Raw genomic sequence first — 17,973 nt, 5'->3', positions numbered from 1 at the left:
AGGAAGCTGCTTCAACGTTGTGACGAGAAATAGCCAGCCAAATCAGAGCGCAGCTAAAAGATCGCTGATTGTCATATTTGCACAAAAAACCATAATTGTCGTGACAATTGCGACCGCCATAAGAGTAATTGTGGTCTTAAGTTCAATATTCATTTTCCGTGAACCCCCTTCAGCAACAGGCTTTACGACGTTTATATCAATCGCAAAGATGACCGGATTTAGGCATGAAAAAGGCAATTTCAGGTTCTTTTTGAAATTAAAGTTAATGTTTGGTTGAGGTTCCTTAAAAGACGCACTAAAAGGCATCAAAACCAGAGAAGTGAATAAAATGGCTGGAACAGATAGAAAAAGAGAAAATATGACAGGTGGCCCCGTCATCGTATTGGTAGAGCCACAATTGCCGGAAAATATCGGCATGGTGGCACGTGCAATGGCCAATTTCGGTTTGTCGGAATTGCGCCTTGTTCATCCACGCGAAGAATTCCCGAACGATAAAGCTATCGCAACCGCTAGCAAAGCCGATCACATAATTAATGGCGCACGCGTTTATGATACATTGAGAGAGGCCATTTCGGATATCAATTTTGTCTTTGCCACGACAGCTCGAGAGCGTGACGGTTTCAAACCGGTAAGAAGTGCAGTAGAAGCTGCAGAAACGTTAAGAATAAAAGAATCGTCGGGAGAGCGGACAGCTATACTTTTCGGTCGCGAAAGGTGGGGGCTGAATAATGAAGAAATCAGTTTGTCAGATGAAATTGTGACTTTTCCTGTTAATCCTGCATTTGCTTCTCTCAATATTGCACAAGCGGTCTTGCTTATGTCTTACGAATGGATGAAATCCGGTCTCGAAAAACAAACCGATACAGCTTTTCGTAACGAAGAGATGGAACCGGCGCATAAAGCCACCCTTTATGGCTTTTTTGATCAATTGGAAGAGGCGTTGGATATTCGCGGGTATTTTCGCCCGAAAGAACGCAAGGAAATCATGGCAGAGAACTTACGGTCAGTTTTGACACGTGCAGCTTTTAGCGAGCCGGAAGTTCGACTGTTGCGTGGCGTAGTTGCGTCGCTGGACCATTTTTCGCCGAAATTGCCACGCGGTGCCGGGTCGCCTGATCACCGTAAACGTGCCAAGGATATTGATAAAAAAGATGAGTGAACAGCCTATACTGTTTTTTGACAGTGGCATCGGCGGTCTTACGGTTTTACGTGAGACGCGTATTTTTATTCCCGATCGAAAATTTATCTATATAGCTGACGACGCAGCTTTTCCCTACGGAAATTGGGAAGAAGATGCACTTAAAGCCCATATTATCGAACTATTTGCGAAACTGCTTGACCTTTATCATCCGGTTTTGTGCATTGTTGCATGCAATACGGCGTCAACATTGGTTTTAAAGGATTTGCGCCGTGCTCATCCTGATGTTCCTTTTATTGGGACAGTTCCTGCAATCAAACCGGCTGCCGAGCAGACCCGTTCGGGTTTGATATCGGTGTTGGCGACGCCTGGAACTGTCAAACGCGCCTATACGCATGACCTTATTTCGTCTTTTGCATCGAAATGTCATGTCCGACTGGTTGGAAGTGCCAAACTTGCGGGCTTTGCAGAAGATTATTTAAGAAGGAAGCCGGTTGATCGCGCTTCTCTGAAGGAAGAGATAGCGCCGTGCTTTGTAGAAAAAGATGGTCATCATACAGACATTGTTGTGCTTGCCTGCACCCATTATCCGTTTCTGGTCAATTTGTTCCGAAAAAACGCTAAGTGGCCGGTTGACTGGATCGATCCGGCAGAAGCAGTAGCAAAACGTGCATTATCTTTGTTGCCGGATGCCGATCAGGTTCAAACTCTTACCGAACATCTGGATCTTGCACACTTTACTTCGGGCAGAACCGATTACGCGACCAACAGATTACTTCACGGATTCGGTTTGCGTTTGACGCCGCTGGGTCAAGAGTGACCATCGACTTTTAGAATCGGGCTAACGCACAGTTTTGTGCCGCGTTGAATGGAGGGATAAGGCACAAGATCGTATCTGTTAGGACTGGCTCCGTTAACATTGAACAGGAAACATGCGGGGGCCCAATAGAGATTGCAGCTAATTCAGGTTAGTAGTTAAACCGGTTTTGAATGTTTCAACCTGCATTCAGGCACACGCCACGACTATAAAATTGTTTTTGAAACCAAAATTACTAATTTCTTTTTGTATTGTATGAAAATTTGCGGGAAATCGGCGCTGTTTTTCAACGGATATTGGTCCGTCGGCTTGACTTCAGCTGATAATTTAATTAAAGAAGCCCACAAGTTTTTTCGGTTGACGATAAAGCTTTAACCGACGTGTCCCGTGGACATTTGCGCAAAGCGTGCGCGATTTGTCCTGTCAGTCCATGAAATTTTATGGGCAGAGGAGGGCGCGTTTCCCTGAGGCAGTAATTTGCCTTTTATTCGATCTTAAGGAAATGCGATGAGCAAGCGCGAAACTACGAAATATAAAATTGACCGCCGTATGGGCGAAAATATCTGGGGCCGGCCGAAATCACCGGTTAACCGTCGTGAATATGGCCCGGGTCAACATGGCCAACGCCGTAAAGGCAAGCTTTCCGACTATGGCACCCAATTGCGTGCCAAGCAGAAACTGAAAGGTTTCTATGGCGATATTTCGGAAAAACAATTCCACCGTATCTATGAAGAAGCAGGTCGTCGTCGTGGTGATACCGGCGAAAATCTGATCGGTCTTCTGGAATCACGTCTTGATGCAATCGTTTATCGTGCAAAGTTCGTTCCGACAATCTTTGCTGCACGTCAGTTCATCAACCACGGTCATGTAAACGTAAATGGTCGTCGTACCAACATCCAGTCATACCGTTGCAAGCCCGGTGATGTGATTGAAGTTCGTGAAAAGTCGAAGCAATTGGCACTCGTTCTTGAGGCAACACAGTTGCCGGAACGCGACGTTCCCGATTACATCGAAGCAGATCACACAAAGATGAAAGCAACCTATACACGCATTCCGGCTTTTGCCGACGTTCCATATGCAGTCCAGATGGAACCGAATCTTGTCGTCGAATTTTATTCACGTTAATCGTGAATCAGATAATCTGTTCAAGCAGGGAGCCCATCGGCTCCCTGTTTTTGTTTGCGACATATTTTGAAGGAAGGTGAGATGGCCGAGCTGAATGATATCGACGATGCTGTAGATGGTTGCCATCCGCTATTTCGCGATGCACCTTCAACAGTAGAATTCAATAAACTGAGAAAACGTTTGCTGCGGCATATGCGTCAAGCATTGGATGATTTTTCAATGATTAAACCGGGACAGAAATGGCTTGTTGCCTTGTCCGGTGGCAAGGATTCCTATGGTCTACTTGCTTTACTTCTGGATTTGAAGTGGCGCGGTTTACTACCAGTAGATATTTTGGCCTGCAATCTTGACCAAGGGCAACCCGGTTTTCCAAAAAATGTATTGCCGGATTTTTTGAAACATTACGAGATTCCTTACCGGATTGAATATCAGGATACGTATTCAATAGTCACTGAAAAACTGGATAATACACAAACCTATTGTTCTCTTTGCTCGCGTTTGCGGCGCGGTAATCTTTACCGGATTGCGCGCGAAGAAGGATGTTCGGCTTTGGTTCTTGGCCACCATCGTGATGATGTGTTGGAAACGTTTTTCATGAATCTGTTTCATGGTGGTCGATTAGCAGCAATGCCGGGCAAGCTCGTCAATGATGAGGGTGATATGCTGGTTTTGCGCCCGCTTGTCTATGCAGCGGAAGAAGATCTCGCAAAATTTGCCGAAGCCATGCGTTTTCCGATTATTCCCTGTAACCTCTGCGGCAGTCAGGACGGTCTTCAGCGTAACGCAATGAAAAAAATGTTGAATGATATCGAAGCAAAAATGCCTGGCCGCAAAGATACGATGATCCGTGCTTTGACGAATGTTCGTCCAAGTCATCTTTTAGATAAAAAAATCTTTGATTTCAGTGCTTTTTGAATCGCTCACTTTTACTTACGATAAAGATCGTTCGCTTGTTGCAAGTTAACGGCTTCGAATAATGACGGTTTGCATCCAATTCGAATTAAAAATGGATGTGAATAGACGGATGATGAATGACATCCCCGTGACAATAATTGGTTCATTAAACGTCTTCTAGATTAACTCTTATCAAGAATATGGATGGAACCCGATCCGGAAAATTAACCTCGACAGACGTAAAAATGATCGGAAGACCTTCATTTATCATCCGTTTTTATAACTGTTACGTGCGACTCATGATGATGTCCCGAGAACAACTTTCCCTTTTCGGCAATAAGGATCAACAGAATTGACCCACATGAAAGCAGAAAAAAACCTCCTGCAATCGGAATTGTCGTACCGTCAAATTTTTGCGCTATACTAAATCCCAATCCTGCACCGATAATCGTTTGCAGAAAGCCGAATACCGAGGAAGCAGTTCCTGCAACCTTTCCGAGTGGTTCCATGGCAAGCGAGTTGAAATTGGCACCTAATCCACCATAGGAAAACATGATGATGATAAGCAGCACCATGAAATATAGGAATGGTGTGGAACCTCCTGCAGAGATCGAGCCGATAAACCAGATCAATGATGCGAAACAAAAAATCAACAACAGAGAATGGGAAATTTTTCGCATTCCGAAGCGGCCCACAAATAGCGAATTCAGAAAAGCCGAAAGGGCCTGAAAAGCGGCGACAAGAGCAAAAGCCGCAGGAAACCACGGACCAAGATGATAAATTCCATCATAAATCTGTTGTGAGGTGTTAAGGGTGCAAAATAACCCCCCGAGCGCCATCGAAAATGCCAACGTATAGCAAAGAGAAACGCGATTTGAGAGGACCATCACAAGGCTTTCTCCAACAGACGAAAAGGTTAGAGGACGTTCCTCATACAAAGTTTCGGGCAAGCGAAAATAAACCCAGAAAGCGATAAGGGTACCGGCCAATGCCATAAAGAGAAAGATGAATTGCCAATGACCGAAAACCATAATTGCTTGCCCAATTGCCGGCGCAACAACTGGAACGATCATGAAGACCATCATGACAATGGACATAACTTCAGCCATTTGGCGACCGCCATATATGTCACGCACAACGGAAACTGTGAGAACGCGGGTTGCCGCCGCTCCGATTCCCTGAATAGCCCGCAATATCAATAACCATGCAAAACTTGGAGCAAAGGCACAGGCTGCGGATGAAAGTGAATAAAATATCAAACCGGCTATGATAGGCTTGCGCCGTCCAAACCGGTCGCTGATCGGCCCGAATAACAATTGCGATAATCCGAAGCCGATAAGATACGAAAAAATTATATAATGTTGGTCATTTTCCCCCGACATCCGAAGACTATGGGACATGTCAGTCATTGCCGGCAACATAATGTCAATGGCTATTGCATTGGTCGCCATAAGTGTTGCGATCATGACTATAAATTCTTTATAGCCAAGATTTGCCTTTACCTCATCTATGTGCTGTTGTTCGCTCGAATTATGTGACATGGGGTCCCTATAACAAAAGTGCCGATCTTTAAGACCGGCACAATGATTAAAATGGCAATAGTCCTGATATGATTTAGGCAGTTTTAACAGCTATGCCTTTCTCTTCAAGCAAATTCTGCAATTCACCGTTCTGGAACATTTCACGGATGATATCACAGCCGCCAACGAATTCTCCCTTTACATAAAGTTGCGGGATGGTTGGCCAATTGGAATAGTCTTTAATTGCTTGGCGTAATTCGTCCGAAGTCAATACATTGACGCCTTTGTAGTCAAGTCCGAGATAATCCAGAATCTGGACAACCTGCCCGGAAAATCCGCATTGTGGAAACCCCGGTGTACCCTTCATGAAAAGCACGATGTCATTGGACTTGACTTCATTATCAATAAAATCGCGTGCAGCGGTCATTTCTTTTCCTTCCGTCTAAGCCTTTTCAGGCTGTCGAAAAATCGAGTTATATGTATGGTTAAAGCAGAAGCGAAACAAGTCCCTTCATACTGATGTGATTCAATCCGGCACGCTGGTCTGTAAGGCAAGTGCATGGAGAACGCCTCCCATATTGCCTTTCAAAGCATTGTAGACCATCTGGTGTTGCTGGACGCGATTTTTACCGCGGAAGCTTTCAGCAACAACTTCGGCTGCATAATGCTCTCCATCACCGGCGAGATCGCGGATTGTCACTTTGGCATCGGGAATACCATCACGAATGAGCTTTTCAATCTCATGTGCGTCCATTGCCATAATGCATCTCCTATATTTTCGGACTTAAAGAATAGCACAAGCCAGGTTTTTAATCGAAGTTTTGTTACTTATTTTCCATGAAATCGGGAAACCAGCTCTCATAGGAATTTTCAAGTTGTTTGACAGACAGTTTTATCTGCCCTTCAACAACAAGATTATCGCCAGTGACAGTTCCTAATTGGTCAAGTTCGACGCCTGCTTTTTTCGCCTGTTCCTTAACTTTTTCAAGTTTTTCACTGTTAACAGCAATAAGGTAGCGTGCCTGATCTTCACCAAAGAGTTCAGCGTGAGCCGGCGTCTTTCCAGTCAATGCAATCTTCGCACCACGGCGGGATTTGATAACCATCTCTGCCAGTGCAATTGCCAAACCACCGTCAGAAAGATCATGGCAAGCATCAACGTCCTTGTTTTCTATCAGATTTCTTATGAAATTACCATTGGTCTTTTCTTTTTCAAGGTCGACATGAGGAGGCGTACCTTGTTCCATGTCGAGAATATCGCGTAAATATATCGATTGTCCAAGATGGGAACCGCAACCGCCGATGAGAAGGATGGTATCATTGTCTTTCATACCATCGATTCTTGCCATATTCTGCCAGTCATTGATAAGACCAACACCGGCCATCGTTGGTGTAGGCAGAATTCCTTCGCCGTTGGTTTCATTATAAAGCGAAACATTTCCCGATACGATCGGAAAGTCGAGAGCTTTGCACGCTTCGCTGATACCTTTGATGGCATAGACAAGCTGGCCCATAATTTCCGGCTTTTCAGGATTGCCGAAGTTCAGATTATCACTACAGGCGAGCGGCTTTGCACCTGTCGCACAAAGGTTGCGCCAACATTCTGCTACAGCCTGTTTACCACCTTCAAAGGGATCTGCTTGACAATATCTCGGTGTCACATCGGAAGAGAATGCAAGCGCTTTATGCGGATTTCCTTCGACACGGATAACACCTGCATCACCACCGGGACGCACAAGACTATTCCCCTGAATAAGAGTGTCATATTGTTCGTAAACCCAGCGCCGCGAGCTTTGATCGGCCGAGCCGACAAGTTTCAGCAATGCATCTTGAAGATTAACCCCTTTGATATTTTCCAACTTGACGGGTGAAGCTTCTTGTGGCTTGATCCATGGGCGGTCATATTCCGGCGCTTCGTCGCCCAACTTCTTGATAGGTAGATTGGCAACCTCTTTGCCATGTTGAAGGACACGAAACCGTAGATCGTCGGTCGTTTTCCCGACAATAGCAAAATCGAGACCCCATTTTTTGAAGATCGCGGCAGCCTCTTTCTCAAGGTCCGGCTTCAAAATCATCAGCATACGTTCCTGGCTTTCCGAAAGCATCATTTCATAAGCTGACATGTTGGTTTCTCGAACGGGAACACGATCAAGATCAAGTTCGATACCGAGATCGCCTTTTGCGCCCATTTCAACGGCAGAGCAGGTAAGACCGGCAGCTCCCATATCCTGGATCGCTATAACTGCGCCGGAAGCCATAAGTTCAAGACAGGCTTCCAACAGACATTTTTCGGTAAACGGGTCACCAACTTGAACAGTCGGGCGTTTTTCACCGATTGTGTCATCAAATTCGGCAGAAGCCATAGTGGCTCCACCAACGCCATCACGACCGGTTTTTGCACCGAGATATACAACAGGAAGGCCAACACCTTCCGCTTTCGAATAAAAAAGTGCATTGGTCTTAGCAATTCCGGCAGCAAATGCATTGACCAGAATATTGCCATTATAGCTTTTGTCGAAATTGACTTCACCGGCTACCGTCGGAACACCGAACGCATTCCCATAACCACCCACACCGGATACAACGCCGGAAACGAGATGTTTTGTGCGTGGGTGGTCGGGAGCTCCAAAACGCAATGCATTCATTGCCGCGACAGGTCGGGCGCCCATCGTGAATACGTCTCTCAAAATACCACCAACACCTGTGGCTGCTCCCTGATAGGGTTCGATATAAGAGGGGTGATTATGGCTTTCCATCTTGAAAACTACACATTCACCATCGCCGATATCAACAATGCCCGCATTTTCGCCAGGCCCCTGAATAACGCAATCTCCTTTGGTAGGGAGTGTGCGGAGCCATTTCTTGGACGATTTATAAGAGCAATGTTCATTCCACATCGCCGAAAAAATCCCGAGCTCGGTAAATGTCGGTTCACGACCAACGAGCTCGAGAATGCGTGCGTATTCATCGGGTTTTAAGCCGTGGGCAGCAATAATTTCCGGCGTAATGGAAATGTTGTTTTTCACGCTCATTGGTTGTCTCCATCAAACAACTTCGAATTCAATATAAAAAAGTGGGTTACTGTCAGCACTGGTTGTCGCCTTTAACCCACCGATCAACGTCCTCACCAATTGCGTTGCCGTGAGGCGTTGCCATGAGCGGACCGTAAACTGAAACTTTTGCGGGATTGCCTTCGGCTTCAACCACAAGTATCGGCTTGCCACCCGGTGTACTCTTCGGAACAATGAGCATGCGCGGGCGACCGGAATAAGACTGGAGTTCAGGTTCGAACCCATAGCGTTTAAATTCTGCTTTGTCGGATTTGAACCAGCAACGATTAGCTGCCAACGCGACACGTTCCATCGTTTTGAGTGCAGGCTCACCGCTTGAGAGTTCAATATTTCCGGGACCGGTTTTTTGAGTGCAGGCATAAAGCCCCAGGCTTAGTGATAAAACCGAACACGTCGTTATCTTTCGAATTTTCATGCTGTAATTCCTAATGCACCGGCAAACAGTCTTTTACCATCTGTGCCACCATGAGCGGGCTCTACTAGGTCTTCAGGATGGGGCATCATGCCGAGGATGTTACCCTTTTCATTGACGATACCCGCAATGTCATTAATCGATCCATTCGGGTTTGTGCCTTCGGCGTAACGGAATACGACCTGTCCATTTCCTTCCAGCCGGTCTATCGTATTTTTGTCGGCATAATAGTTGCCGTCCTGATGGGCAACCGGACAACGAATGATCTCGTTTTTATGGTAAGCTCTTGAGAATACCGTCTTTTCGTTGACAATTTGCAACTTTATTTCGCGGCAGGCAAACCGCAACGAAGCATTCCTCATCAATACACCGGGAAGCAGTCCGGCCTCTACCAGAATCTGGAAACCGTTGCAGACGCCTATGATCTTTGTTCCGCGTTCGGCTTGTTCACATAAGGCTTTCATAACCGGCATTCTTGCTGCGATTGCTCCACACCGCAAATAATCACCGTAAGAAAAACCTCCGGGGATCACGATGAGATCGACGTTCGGTATAGTCGTTTCTGTCTGCCAGATTTTAAGTGGTTCCACGCCGGTTATCAGACGCAGAGCGTCAACCATGTCACGGTCACGATTTAGTCCCGGTAACTGGATTACTGCAGTTTTCATTACGCCATCCGTTTCCGTTTATAAAAGTTCAATCTGGTAATTTTCTATAACTGTGTTGGCGAGCAATTGTTCGCACATTTCTTTGAGCTGTTTTTTTGCCTCGTCTTTAGTAAGGTCATCCAATACAATATCGAAGACCTTTCCTTGTCTGACAGATTGGACGCCTTTGAAATCGAGGCTGTCCAATGCGCCGACAATTGCTTTCCCCTGAGGATCAAGAACGCCAGCCTTGAGAGTGACGGTTACACGCGCTTTCATGATTTATTCCTGCATTTTTTGCCAAAAAGGTAAGGCGGCTTAAAAAGCCGCCCGAAGAATTATTTTACAAGAACGGGACCGTTTGGTCGCGATTGCTCATTCTCATTCATGATTCCAAGACGTTTTGCAACCTCCTGATAGGCTTCAATCAAGCCGCCCATATCACGGCGAAATCTATCTTTATCCATTTTTTCTTTGGTGTTTATATCCCAAAGTCTTGACGAGTCCGGAGAAATTTCGTCTGCCAATACGATGTGCATGACATCGCCTTCCCATAAACGGCCAAACTCCATTTTGAAGTCGATGAGTTCAATACCAACGCCGACAAAAAGACCGGTCAGGAAGTCGTTAATTCGTATCGACAATTGCATGATGTCTTCGAGCTCGGCAGGGGTAGCCCAGCCAAACGCTGTAATATGCTCTTCGGATACCATGGGGTCATCAAGCTTGTCTTTTTTATAATAGAACTCGATGATTGACTGGGGAAGGGGCGTTCCTTCCTCGATGCCAAGACGTTTTGATATCGAGCCGGCAGCAACATTGCGCACAACGACTTCCAGAGGCACCATATCCACAGCTTTGATGAGCTGCTCGCGCATGTTAACGCGTTTGATAAAATGGGTTGGAATTCCGATGCGTGCAAGCTGCGTAAATATATACTCGGATATACGATTATTCAAAACGCCTTTACCGTCGATGACTTCATGCTTTTTTGCATTAAAAGCGGTAGCATCATCCTTGAAAAACTGGATATATGTCCCCGGTTCCGGCCCTTCATACAAAATTTTGGCTTTACCTTCATAAATGCGGTGACGACGGTTCATGGCTTTTTCCTTAATTAAAGCTGATAAATTAGCTTGATGTTTCCCTAACGCAATTCGTGGGATTCCACAATCATTTCCACGTGATAGACACCAAAATTTCCAATTTTGATACAAGTTAATTTCACGTATACTATTGCTAACATCAATTAAATGTTGCAAGAACATGCGCGTAAGCCGGATCATGGCAAAAATTAGGAGAGATTCTCATGGACGGGATGAAAGAGCGTGCGGACGCTTTCGAACAGAAGTATATGATCGATGAGGAACTTCGTTTCAAAGCTAATGCCCTTTCCAATCGTATGATCGGCCTTTGGGCCGCCGACCGTCTGGGAAAAACCGGTGAAGCCGCTAATGAATATGCCAAAGAAGTCGTGAACGCATCGTTCCAGCGTGGTAATGAAGAAGCTGTTGTTCAAAAAATCGTCCACGACTTTCATGCATCCAATGTTGAGATTGACGAAAGCAAGTTGCGTAACAAAATGGCTCAACTTCTCAGAGAAGCTATCGAACGCGTTAAAAACAGCTAAAGAATCTATATTGAAATTCTTGCAGTCCAACCGCCCTGTCACTTTATCCGAGGCGGTTTTTTGTTAACTTAAAGCTTTGCCAGAAAATGCGAAAACACCATAAGTCCTTCTGGCCATGGACCATAGCCGGAAGCTGCATTGATGTGGCCGGCTTCACCGGCATCAATAAATAGCGAACCCCACTCTTCCGCAATCTTTTCGGCAACGGAAAACTCGCAATATTCATCATTACGACTGGCAATAATAATCGACGGAAACGGCAGACGGTCACGCGGGTAGGGGCCAAATGTCATGAGATGCTTAGGACGAATATCGGGGTTTGATACGTCGGGCGGTGCAACAAGAAACGCACCACGCACTTTTTTACCGAGAAACGGCACTGAGAGAATAAATGTTGGTACGCCGAGTGAATGGGCAACAATGACGACAGGTTTTTCGGCTGCCTCTACTTCCTTGATGAGTTCTCTTGTCCAGTCTTCCCGAACAGGTTTGGACCATTCGGCTTGTTCTACCCGATGGGCTGTCGAAAGCTTTTGTTCCCACCGCGTTTGCCAGTGATCGGGACCCGACCCCTGATAGCCGGGGATAATGAGGATATCAACCTGATTTGCTTTCATCAATAAACCTCTTGACTGTGAGTTTATAATCGTGCGGACAGCGAAAGTTGTAACCCGATGGATCAACGGGCGGATCCAACATAAGCATTAACAACATATAACATGTTGACCAACTTGTATGTTGATCAACATGTAGATTATCGACTTATCAGAACTGTTTTATCCGAATACACGGTGAAAGATAGTATCAACATATTTGGTGTGATATCCGAGATCGAATTTTTCACGGATTTCTTCTTCACTCAAAACGCGTCGGACATCCGGATCAGCCAACAGCTCGTGAAGGAAATCCTTGCCATGTTCCCAAACCTGCATCGCATTGCGTTGTACGATCCGATAGGCGTCTTCGCGACTGACCCCCTTTTGTGTCAAAGCCAGAAGCACTCGTTGTGAGTTGACCAATCCATGGAACTTGTTCAGATTTTTCATCATATTTTCCGGATAGACGAGTAGCTTATCAATTACTGAAGTAAGCCGCGCCAATGCGAAATCAAGAGTGATTGTTGCATCAGGACCGATAAAACGTTCAACTGAAGAATGCGAAATGTCGCGCTCGTGCCATAAAGCGACATCTTCCATAGCCGGCATAGCAAAAGACCGTATCATACGCGACAGCCCGGTAAGGTTTTCGCTTAAAACCGGATTGCGTTTATGCGGCATTGCGGAGGAACCTTTTTGCCCCGGAGAAAAATATTCTTCAGCTTCAAGAACTTCTGTTCTTTGCAAGTGGCGAATTTCAATCGATAAACGTTCGATAGACGAAGCGATGACGGCAAGAGTTGCAAAAAACATTGCATGTCTGTCGCGGGGGATGATCTGCGTCGAAATCGGTTCTGGACGCATACCCAATTGTTTGGCTACATAAGCTTCAACACGCGGATCAATATTTGCAAAAGTCCCAACAGCTCCCGAAATTGCACATGTTGAAATTTCTTCCTTGGCAGCAACAAGACGGGCGCGACAGCGCGAAAATTCCGCATATGCAAACGCTAACTTGAGTCCGAAAGTTGTTGGTTCGGCATGGATACCATGGCTCCGGCCGATCATGACAGTGTCTTTGAATTCGAAGGCGCGTTTTTTCAGGGCTGCGAGAAGTTGATCCATATCTTTGATAAGAATATCGGACGCTCTCATCAGCTGGACATTGAGAGTTGTATCCAACACATCAGAAGACGTCATACCTTGGTGAATGAAGCGGGAATCGGGACCGACAAATTCGGCAAGATGAGTGAGGAATGCGATGACATCATGCTTTGTGACGGCTTCGATTTCTTGAATTCTGGAAACATTGAATTTTGCCTTGCTCCCTTTCTCCCAGATATTTTTCGCAGCTTCCTCCGGAATCACTCCAATTTTTGCAAGCGCTGTGCAAGCATGTGCTTCAATCTCGAACCATATGCGGTATTTTGTTTCTGGTGACCAGATGTCAACCATTTCAGGACGGGAATAACGCGGTATCATGATCGAGTTCCTTCTGTTCAGTTTCTTGCTGCTTTGCGCAAGGCTTCAATGCGTGATTTATAAATTTCTTTATTGCCGTTCTTAAATATTGCAGATCCGGCAACAAACGCGTTAGCGCCGGCACCTGCAGCGCTTTGAATTGTTTCGACGGTGATTCCACCATCAACTTCCAATGTTATGGGGCGTTCACCGATCATGGCTCGTAATTTTTTGATTTTTTCAATCATCGCCGGAATAAAACTCTGGCCGCCGAAACCCGGATTGACTGTCATTACAAGGACGAGATCAATTTGATCCAGAAGATACTCTATCGCACTTTCAGGTGTGCCCGGATTAAGCGAAATGCCGGCTTTCTTGCCCAGTGCTTTTATAGCCTGCAAGGACCTATGGGGGTGGGGGGTCGATTCTGCATGAACCGTTATGATGTCAGCTCCCGCTTTGGCGAAGCTTTCAAGATAGCCATCAACGGGGGAAATCATCAGGTGAACATCAAAGACTGCTTCTGTAACCGGCCTGATTGCTTTCACAACATCGGGACCAAATGTTATGTTCGGTACGAAATGACCGTCCATAACATCGACATGAACCCAATCAGCGCCGGCAGCGACGACGTCGGTAATTTCCTGACCAAGACGTGAAAAGTCCGATGCGAGGATAGAAGGGGCGATTACTTGTTGAAAAGACATATCAATCTCCTTGGCTGGTGTTTCCTACCACGGAGCTCATCCGAGATAAAACCCGTTTTTCGGCAGATCCACATAAGAACCCGTTCATTATCAAAGTTATTTTAACCGAGATTGCTAGCATTTTAGGAAAAATTTGCGTACTAATGCACTGGAAATTTTAACCGAAAATTTCAAAAATTATGAACCGGCCTCTTCGAATATTGAATTATGACTGAACATTCGACACATCTAATCTCCTCGGACAAACCGATAGTCACTGTGTCATCCGTGGAATATCGCGATGCCATGAGCCATTTTGCCGGTGCAGTTCATATTGTGACGACCGACGGGGCAAGAAATAAACGTGGAGTCACGATTTCAGCCTGTTGTTCTCTATCCGATAATCCGCCAACGGTTCTTGTCTGTCTTATGCGGCAACACGAGGAAAACAGGATTTTTATCGAAAACGAGAAATTCTGTGTCAACACTTTAGCTGGACATCATAAAAATTTATCCGATATTTTTGCCGGTCGCGGTGGGATGACGCAGCAGGAGCGATTTTCGCATGGCAAATGGCAAACGTTGAAAACCGGTTCGCCGGTTTTATCCGATGCACTTGTTGCACTGGATTGCCAACTGGTAGGCTGGCATGTCCATGCTACCCATTATGTGCTCATCGGGGAAGTTGTTGCGGTGAAAAGAAATCCCGGCATTGACGCACTAATGTATCTTGATCGCGCTTATCGCACACTACCATTGCTGTGACCAAAGCATAAAATTCGACAATTGCACTAAACCCGAATTATTTTTTACTTTTTAGCAAAATCGCGTGGAACATCGCCTGTCCTTTTCAGCTTCATTCCGACAACGGGAATTAAATCGTCCTGAATTTTGACAGAGACAGTGATGTTCATCGAGTTTTTATCTTCAAGGCGTGCCATCATTGCGCCGTTCAACTGCTTGCGGTTAAGCCCGAATACCATTCTATCGGCTCCAACCTTTCCGGAAACAACGTCCAATCCGTCACCTTTCGAACCGTCATTGAACTCGCCGGAAAAGCCCGAAGGACCTCTTGATACTGTGGCTTTCATAGGTTGTGAAAAAACGCCAACACGGCAATTGCCATCAAGAGTCATCCCGACTTGGGAAATTTCCGATGTGCCGGCAAAAGTACAGGTAAATTTCGTTCCTTTATATTTTCCGGCCACAACCTCTCCCGGGCCGGCCCAGCTTCCTTCGATAGAATGGAAGAATTCGACATCACTGTCGGCAGCCCGACTTGCTGTTACAGAAGCCGACGTGGCGATAGTCAATCCAACAAAAGCCGAAACTATTTTTTTCATAATGGCGTTACTCTGCCTTTTACTCAACACAGAAAGGAAAAGATATGAACCTGTATGAGAGGTAATCATTACGTGCCATTATGGGAAAAAATGGTTAATTCTTTATTCTTTTCCGCCTGACGAAGTTGCTTTTTTCAAATTTTCTTTGGTTCTATTCCGGTTCAACCCGATGAGGTCGCCAGTAAAATCACTAATTCCCGGACGTTTTTCACCATCGAAAGGAAAAGGTCGTAAAGCATCCATAGTTGCAATTCCGATGCGCGTTGTCATGAGGCCGTTGACAACACCTTCTCCCAGTCTTGCGGAAAGACGTGTTGCGAGACCTTGCCCGATAAATTGTTCGACGAGACCGTCACCGATAGCAAGAGTTCCTGTGACAGCCAAGTGGGAGATCACCCGTTTGATGAGCGCAAACAATCCGAACCGTCCGGGACGTGCCCCGTAAAGCGTGGCAAGCCGCCGGATGAGGCCGACCACTTCGTAAAGAACATAGCCGAGGTCAATGATAGCGCGCGGACTAACCGCAGTGACAACCGACACTCGTTTTGCCGAATTGAGGATGAGCTTTCGTGCTTCCATATCGAGGGGTCTAAGGAGCTCGTATTCAGCAAGATGAATAAGCGCTTTGCCATCAATAATATCTTGACGATGTGACTGCATTGTTTTCCGCCCCTGAGTGATATATGGACTACGTGCAGTGTAACGGATCAATTCATCAACCGAATGACGGGCACGGGCGATATCATCCTTTTTCGTTGCTTCTTCGGCATCCAGCCGTATTTTGTCGACAGAAGCCAAACGCATGATCGCCCTTACTTCTCCGATGACAAAGAAAATCAGTGCAATCAACCCGATGATTGTAATTAGAAGCGCAATAAAGCCCGCAAGCTCATATTTTTCAAATAGAGTATTTATAAGATTACTCGTCCATAATCCTAGACTTAAAATAACTAACAGAAACACCGCCAATAGAAATACTTTGCCACTTGAGAATTTCGCTTTTTGGTTATCAACCTTTTCGTAATCAAGTTCGTTGAGCTCGTTCAGTGCTTCTTCAAGAAACGGATCACTTTGCTCCTCCGCAATTGAATCAAGGTCGTTGATTGCCTGAGGTTTACGATCAATCATATAAGATAATCTCCAAACAGAAATTCCATAGCACGATCAAGACGGATTTGCGGAAATGGTGAATTCATTTCCAGTTTTGGTGGCAGAAAACGAACGAATTGAAGCCGGTCGCGCAAATCTTCACTGACAAGTTCGGATAAGGATTGAGGCAAATCACCCGGAAATATGGCGGTTTCAGTTTTTCCATCAAAAACCGTATCGCCAATTTTTTCACCTTTCATTGGAGTACCGATGACAACGGGTAGGCTCTGTCCGCGCTTTTCACTTGTACCCTCTTTTGTGGAACGCAATGATGCGACAGCTAATGTATCTGTCAGGACACCATTTAGTTTCGCATTATTGAGAGCTTCATCGACAATTTGTTCGGTAATTTTTTCAAGACGTTCGTGGTCGATATGGTGAAGATAGTCGACCTTTGTCGCCGCTACCAAAATGCGATCGATCTTGTGTTTTATCAGTCTGCTAAAAAGACCGTTGCGACCCGCGCGAAAACAGACGAGAATTTCGCACAATGCATTTTGCATCTCCAGAATTGATTCTCTTCCTCCGTTGATTGCATCAAGAGAATCTACAAGAACGACCTGACGATCGAGCCTAGCGATATATTCTCTAAAGAAAGGCTTGATAACAAAAGTTTTATAGGCTTCGTATCGCTGCTCCATGACTTTCGCGATCGAATTTTCAGGAAATTCTGTTATACCTAAATCGGGCAGTGGCGAGAACGCCAAAACCGGAGCACCTTCAAAACGACCGGGGATTAAAAAACGCCCCGGAGGAAGAGCCGAAATCATATTCCCCGAGTTCTTTGCGGTTTTGAGGTAATCTTTGAAACTGTCAGACAAGGTTTCAATATCTTTTTCATTTGCTTCGCTCAAAAAATTGATACTTTGAATTGCACCAAGCCAAGCTTTTGCATGCTGTTTGTGAGCCGGAGAATTGGCTCTCTCGATCGACTGGGCACTGAAAGTGCGGTAACTCTTATCAAGAAGTGGTAAGTCAAGTAACCATTCTCCCGGATAATCGATAATATCAATATTGAGTTTTGTTTGCTTTAAACTTGAAAATGTTTGCGAACGCGGGAGAAATTGTAACTTCAACCTGAGCTGCGAGAGAGAGCGTGTTGACTGTGGCCAGCTCCTTTTATTGATCAGACAATCAATATGCTTTTCAAATTCGAAGCGAGCAATTTTATTGTCAGGTTGTTCTGCCAGTTTAGCGCTGAGCAGCCTTCCTTCCCGTACTACCTCAAACACCGGCAACCGATCGGAATGCAACAGTTTTTCAATCAACGACGTAATAAAAACCGTTTTTCCTGCACCCGAAAGCCCCGTAACGCCAAGTTTGAGAGTCGGGTTGAAAACGCTTTTTGCACGATCGTTCAATGTATCGAATGCAATGGCGGCTTCGTCTTTTAATGATGTTAATGAAGGCAATTAACGATTTTCCCGAGTTGGTTAGAACTAGCTTTTTTGATTAATTTAACGGTGATAGAATATGGTGTACAA

General features: G+C 45.5%; 20 protein-coding genes. 6 read left to right on the top strand and 14 right to left on the bottom strand.

The annotated features are described in order from the left end of the window. Positions 1-328 precede the first annotated feature (328 nt). The 4 genes from H3V14_RS09500 to ttcA all read left to right on the top strand — a co-directional run bounded on the left by H3V14_RS09500 (position 329) and on the right by ttcA (position 3,995). A complete protein-coding gene (locus H3V14_RS09500) occupies positions 329-1,159 on the top strand; it encodes an RNA methyltransferase (RefSeq protein ID WP_198228197.1) in 831 nt (276 codons plus the stop codon). After that, positions 1,152-1,958 carry a glutamate racemase gene (gene murI, locus H3V14_RS09495; RefSeq protein ID WP_075917153.1) on the top strand — a complete coding sequence of 269 codons (807 nt, stop codon included), beginning with the start codon at positions 1,152-1,154 and terminating at the stop codon, positions 1,956-1,958. Before H3V14_RS09500 ends, murI begins: the two co-directional genes overlap by 8 nt. A 504-nt stretch (positions 1,959-2,462) precedes the next feature. After that, positions 2,463-3,080 carry a 30S ribosomal protein S4 gene (gene rpsD, locus H3V14_RS09490; RefSeq protein ID WP_075870585.1) on the top strand — a complete coding sequence of 206 codons (618 nt, stop codon included), beginning with the start codon at positions 2,463-2,465 and terminating at the stop codon, positions 3,078-3,080. Positions 3,081-3,161: 81 nt separating this feature from the next. Then, on the top strand, positions 3,162-3,995 hold the full coding sequence (gene ttcA, locus H3V14_RS09485; protein WP_198228195.1) for a tRNA 2-thiocytidine(32) synthetase TtcA: 834 nt from the start codon (positions 3,162-3,164) through the stop codon (positions 3,993-3,995). A gap of 239 nt (positions 3,996-4,234) precedes the next feature. Here the strand turns inward: ttcA and H3V14_RS09480 are convergent, their stop codons facing one another. From H3V14_RS09480 to purC, 8 genes are all read right to left on the bottom strand, one after another. Then, on the bottom strand, positions 4,235-5,515 hold the full coding sequence (locus H3V14_RS09480) for a multidrug effflux MFS transporter (RefSeq protein WP_198228193.1): 1,281 nt from the start codon (positions 5,513-5,515) through the stop codon (positions 4,235-4,237). Between the two features lie 73 nt (positions 5,516-5,588). After that, a complete protein-coding gene (gene grxD / locus H3V14_RS09475; protein WP_077971641.1) occupies positions 5,589-5,921 on the bottom strand; it encodes a Grx4 family monothiol glutaredoxin in 333 nt (110 codons plus the stop codon). A 99-nt stretch (positions 5,922-6,020) separates the two neighbouring features. Further along, positions 6,021-6,254, bottom strand: coding sequence for a BolA/IbaG family iron-sulfur metabolism protein (locus H3V14_RS09470; protein WP_075870589.1), 234 nt, complete (start codon positions 6,252-6,254; stop codon positions 6,021-6,023). Positions 6,255-6,318: 64 nt separating this feature from the next. Further along, the gene (purL, locus tag H3V14_RS09465; RefSeq protein ID WP_198228191.1) at positions 6,319-8,526 is read right to left on the bottom strand and encodes a phosphoribosylformylglycinamidine synthase subunit PurL; all 2,208 of its coding nucleotides are present in this window, start codon (positions 8,524-8,526) and stop codon (positions 6,319-6,321) included. 52 nt (positions 8,527-8,578) lie between these two features. Next, positions 8,579-8,980: a hypothetical protein gene (locus H3V14_RS09460; RefSeq protein WP_198228189.1), complete on the bottom strand. Its 402-nt coding sequence runs from the start codon at positions 8,978-8,980 to the stop codon at positions 8,579-8,581. After that, positions 8,977-9,645, bottom strand: a complete 669-nt coding sequence (gene purQ / locus H3V14_RS09455) for a phosphoribosylformylglycinamidine synthase subunit PurQ (protein WP_198228187.1) — start codon at positions 9,643-9,645, stop codon at positions 8,977-8,979. The genes H3V14_RS09460 and purQ overlap by 4 nt, the downstream gene beginning before the upstream one ends. Before the next feature lie 18 nt (positions 9,646-9,663). Next, entirely contained in the window at positions 9,664-9,903 is a 240-nt protein-coding gene (gene purS, locus H3V14_RS09450; protein WP_075870593.1) for a phosphoribosylformylglycinamidine synthase subunit PurS, read from the bottom strand. A 59-nt stretch (positions 9,904-9,962) separates the two neighbouring features. Next, a complete protein-coding gene (gene purC / locus H3V14_RS09445) occupies positions 9,963-10,727 on the bottom strand; it encodes a phosphoribosylaminoimidazolesuccinocarboxamide synthase (RefSeq protein ID WP_075870594.1) in 765 nt (254 codons plus the stop codon). 206 nt (positions 10,728-10,933) lie between these two features. Between purC and H3V14_RS09440 the strand changes: the two genes are divergently transcribed. Then, positions 10,934-11,254: a DUF1476 domain-containing protein gene (locus H3V14_RS09440; protein ID WP_198223022.1), complete on the top strand. Its 321-nt coding sequence runs from the start codon at positions 10,934-10,936 to the stop codon at positions 11,252-11,254. Positions 11,255-11,322: 68 nt separating this feature from the next. On the opposite strand, the gene H3V14_RS09435 is transcribed toward H3V14_RS09440, so the two are convergent. From H3V14_RS09435 to rpe, 3 genes are all read right to left on the bottom strand, one after another. Continuing rightward, complete coding sequence (locus H3V14_RS09435; RefSeq protein ID WP_198228185.1) at positions 11,323-11,871, bottom strand: alpha/beta hydrolase; 549 nt, start codon at positions 11,869-11,871, stop codon at positions 11,323-11,325. A gap of 159 nt (positions 11,872-12,030) precedes the next feature. Next, the gene (purB, locus tag H3V14_RS09430; RefSeq protein WP_198228183.1) at positions 12,031-13,332 is read right to left on the bottom strand and encodes an adenylosuccinate lyase; all 1,302 of its coding nucleotides are present in this window, start codon (positions 13,330-13,332) and stop codon (positions 12,031-12,033) included. Positions 13,333-13,349: 17 nt separating this feature from the next. Then, positions 13,350-14,018: a ribulose-phosphate 3-epimerase gene (gene rpe, locus H3V14_RS09425; protein ID WP_198228182.1), complete on the bottom strand. Its 669-nt coding sequence runs from the start codon at positions 14,016-14,018 to the stop codon at positions 13,350-13,352. A 207-nt stretch (positions 14,019-14,225) separates the two neighbouring features. Between rpe and H3V14_RS09420 the strand changes: the two genes are divergently transcribed. After that, positions 14,226-14,762 carry a flavin reductase gene (locus H3V14_RS09420; protein WP_198228180.1) on the top strand — a complete coding sequence of 179 codons (537 nt, stop codon included), beginning with the start codon at positions 14,226-14,228 and terminating at the stop codon, positions 14,760-14,762. 44 nt (positions 14,763-14,806) lie between these two features. Here the strand turns inward: H3V14_RS09420 and H3V14_RS09415 are convergent, their stop codons facing one another. The 3 genes from H3V14_RS09415 to H3V14_RS09405 all read right to left on the bottom strand — a co-directional run bounded on the left by H3V14_RS09415 (position 14,807) and on the right by H3V14_RS09405 (position 17,901). Next, positions 14,807-15,340 (bottom strand): hypothetical protein, encoded by a 534-nt coding sequence (locus H3V14_RS09415; RefSeq protein WP_075917145.1) that lies wholly within the window; start codon positions 15,338-15,340, stop codon positions 14,807-14,809. Between the two features lie 102 nt (positions 15,341-15,442). Further along, a complete protein-coding gene (locus tag H3V14_RS09410; protein ID WP_198228178.1) occupies positions 15,443-16,468 on the bottom strand; it encodes a YcjF family protein in 1,026 nt (341 codons plus the stop codon). After that, the gene (locus tag H3V14_RS09405) at positions 16,465-17,901 is read right to left on the bottom strand and encodes a YcjX family protein (protein ID WP_198228176.1); all 1,437 of its coding nucleotides are present in this window, start codon (positions 17,899-17,901) and stop codon (positions 16,465-16,467) included. Before H3V14_RS09405 ends, H3V14_RS09410 begins: the two co-directional genes overlap by 4 nt. Between the last annotated feature and the right edge of the window lie 72 nt (positions 17,902-17,973).

The sequence above is a fragment of the Bartonella sp. W8151 genome (assembly GCF_016100385.1).
Taxonomy (GTDB): Bacteria; Pseudomonadota; Alphaproteobacteria; order Rhizobiales; family Rhizobiaceae; genus Bartonella; species Bartonella apis.
The sequence above is the reverse complement of the archived record's forward strand: the minus strand, read 5'-3'. Positions and strand labels throughout refer to the sequence as shown.

Bases quoted from the DNA above. Each gene is read 5' to 3' on its own strand.
- purQ (WP_198228187.1), bottom strand. From the start codon at position 9,645: ATGAAAACTGCAGTAATCCAGTTACCGGGACTAAATCGTGACCGTGAC.
- grxD (WP_077971641.1), bottom strand. From the start codon at position 5,921: ATGACCGCTGCACGCGATTTTATTGATAATGAAGTCAAGTCCAATGAC.
- H3V14_RS09480 (WP_198228193.1), bottom strand. From the start codon at position 5,515: ATGTCACATAATTCGAGCGAACAACAGCACATAGATGAGGTAAAGGCA.
- H3V14_RS09460 (WP_198228189.1), bottom strand. From the start codon at position 8,980: ATGAAAATTCGAAAGATAACGACGTGTTCGGTTTTATCACTAAGCCTG.
- H3V14_RS09435 (WP_198228185.1), bottom strand. From the start codon at position 11,871: ATGAAAGCAAATCAGGTTGATATCCTCATTATCCCCGGCTATCAGGGG.
- H3V14_RS09500 (WP_198228197.1), top strand. From the start codon at position 329: ATGGCTGGAACAGATAGAAAAAGAGAAAATATGACAGGTGGCCCCGTC.
- purS (WP_075870593.1), bottom strand. From the start codon at position 9,903: ATGAAAGCGCGTGTAACCGTCACTCTCAAGGCTGGCGTTCTTGATCCT.
- purB (WP_198228183.1), bottom strand. From the start codon at position 13,332: ATGATACCGCGTTATTCCCGTCCTGAAATGGTTGACATCTGGTCACCA.
- H3V14_RS09410 (WP_198228178.1), bottom strand. From the start codon at position 16,468: ATGATTGATCGTAAACCTCAGGCAATCAACGACCTTGATTCAATTGCG.
- H3V14_RS09440 (WP_198223022.1), top strand. From the start codon at position 10,934: ATGGACGGGATGAAAGAGCGTGCGGACGCTTTCGAACAGAAGTATATG.
- rpsD (WP_075870585.1), top strand. From the start codon at position 2,463: ATGAGCAAGCGCGAAACTACGAAATATAAAATTGACCGCCGTATGGGC.
- H3V14_RS09420 (WP_198228180.1), top strand. From the start codon at position 14,226: ATGACTGAACATTCGACACATCTAATCTCCTCGGACAAACCGATAGTC.
- murI (WP_075917153.1), top strand. From the start codon at position 1,152: ATGAGTGAACAGCCTATACTGTTTTTTGACAGTGGCATCGGCGGTCTT.
- H3V14_RS09470 (WP_075870589.1), bottom strand. From the start codon at position 6,254: ATGGCAATGGACGCACATGAGATTGAAAAGCTCATTCGTGATGGTATT.
- purL (WP_198228191.1), bottom strand. From the start codon at position 8,526: ATGAGCGTGAAAAACAACATTTCCATTACGCCGGAAATTATTGCTGCC.
- purC (WP_075870594.1), bottom strand. From the start codon at position 10,727: ATGAACCGTCGTCACCGCATTTATGAAGGTAAAGCCAAAATTTTGTAT.
- ttcA (WP_198228195.1), top strand. From the start codon at position 3,162: ATGGCCGAGCTGAATGATATCGACGATGCTGTAGATGGTTGCCATCCG.
- rpe (WP_198228182.1), bottom strand. From the start codon at position 14,018: ATGTCTTTTCAACAAGTAATCGCCCCTTCTATCCTCGCATCGGACTTT.
- H3V14_RS09415 (WP_075917145.1), bottom strand. From the start codon at position 15,340: ATGAAAAAAATAGTTTCGGCTTTTGTTGGATTGACTATCGCCACGTCG.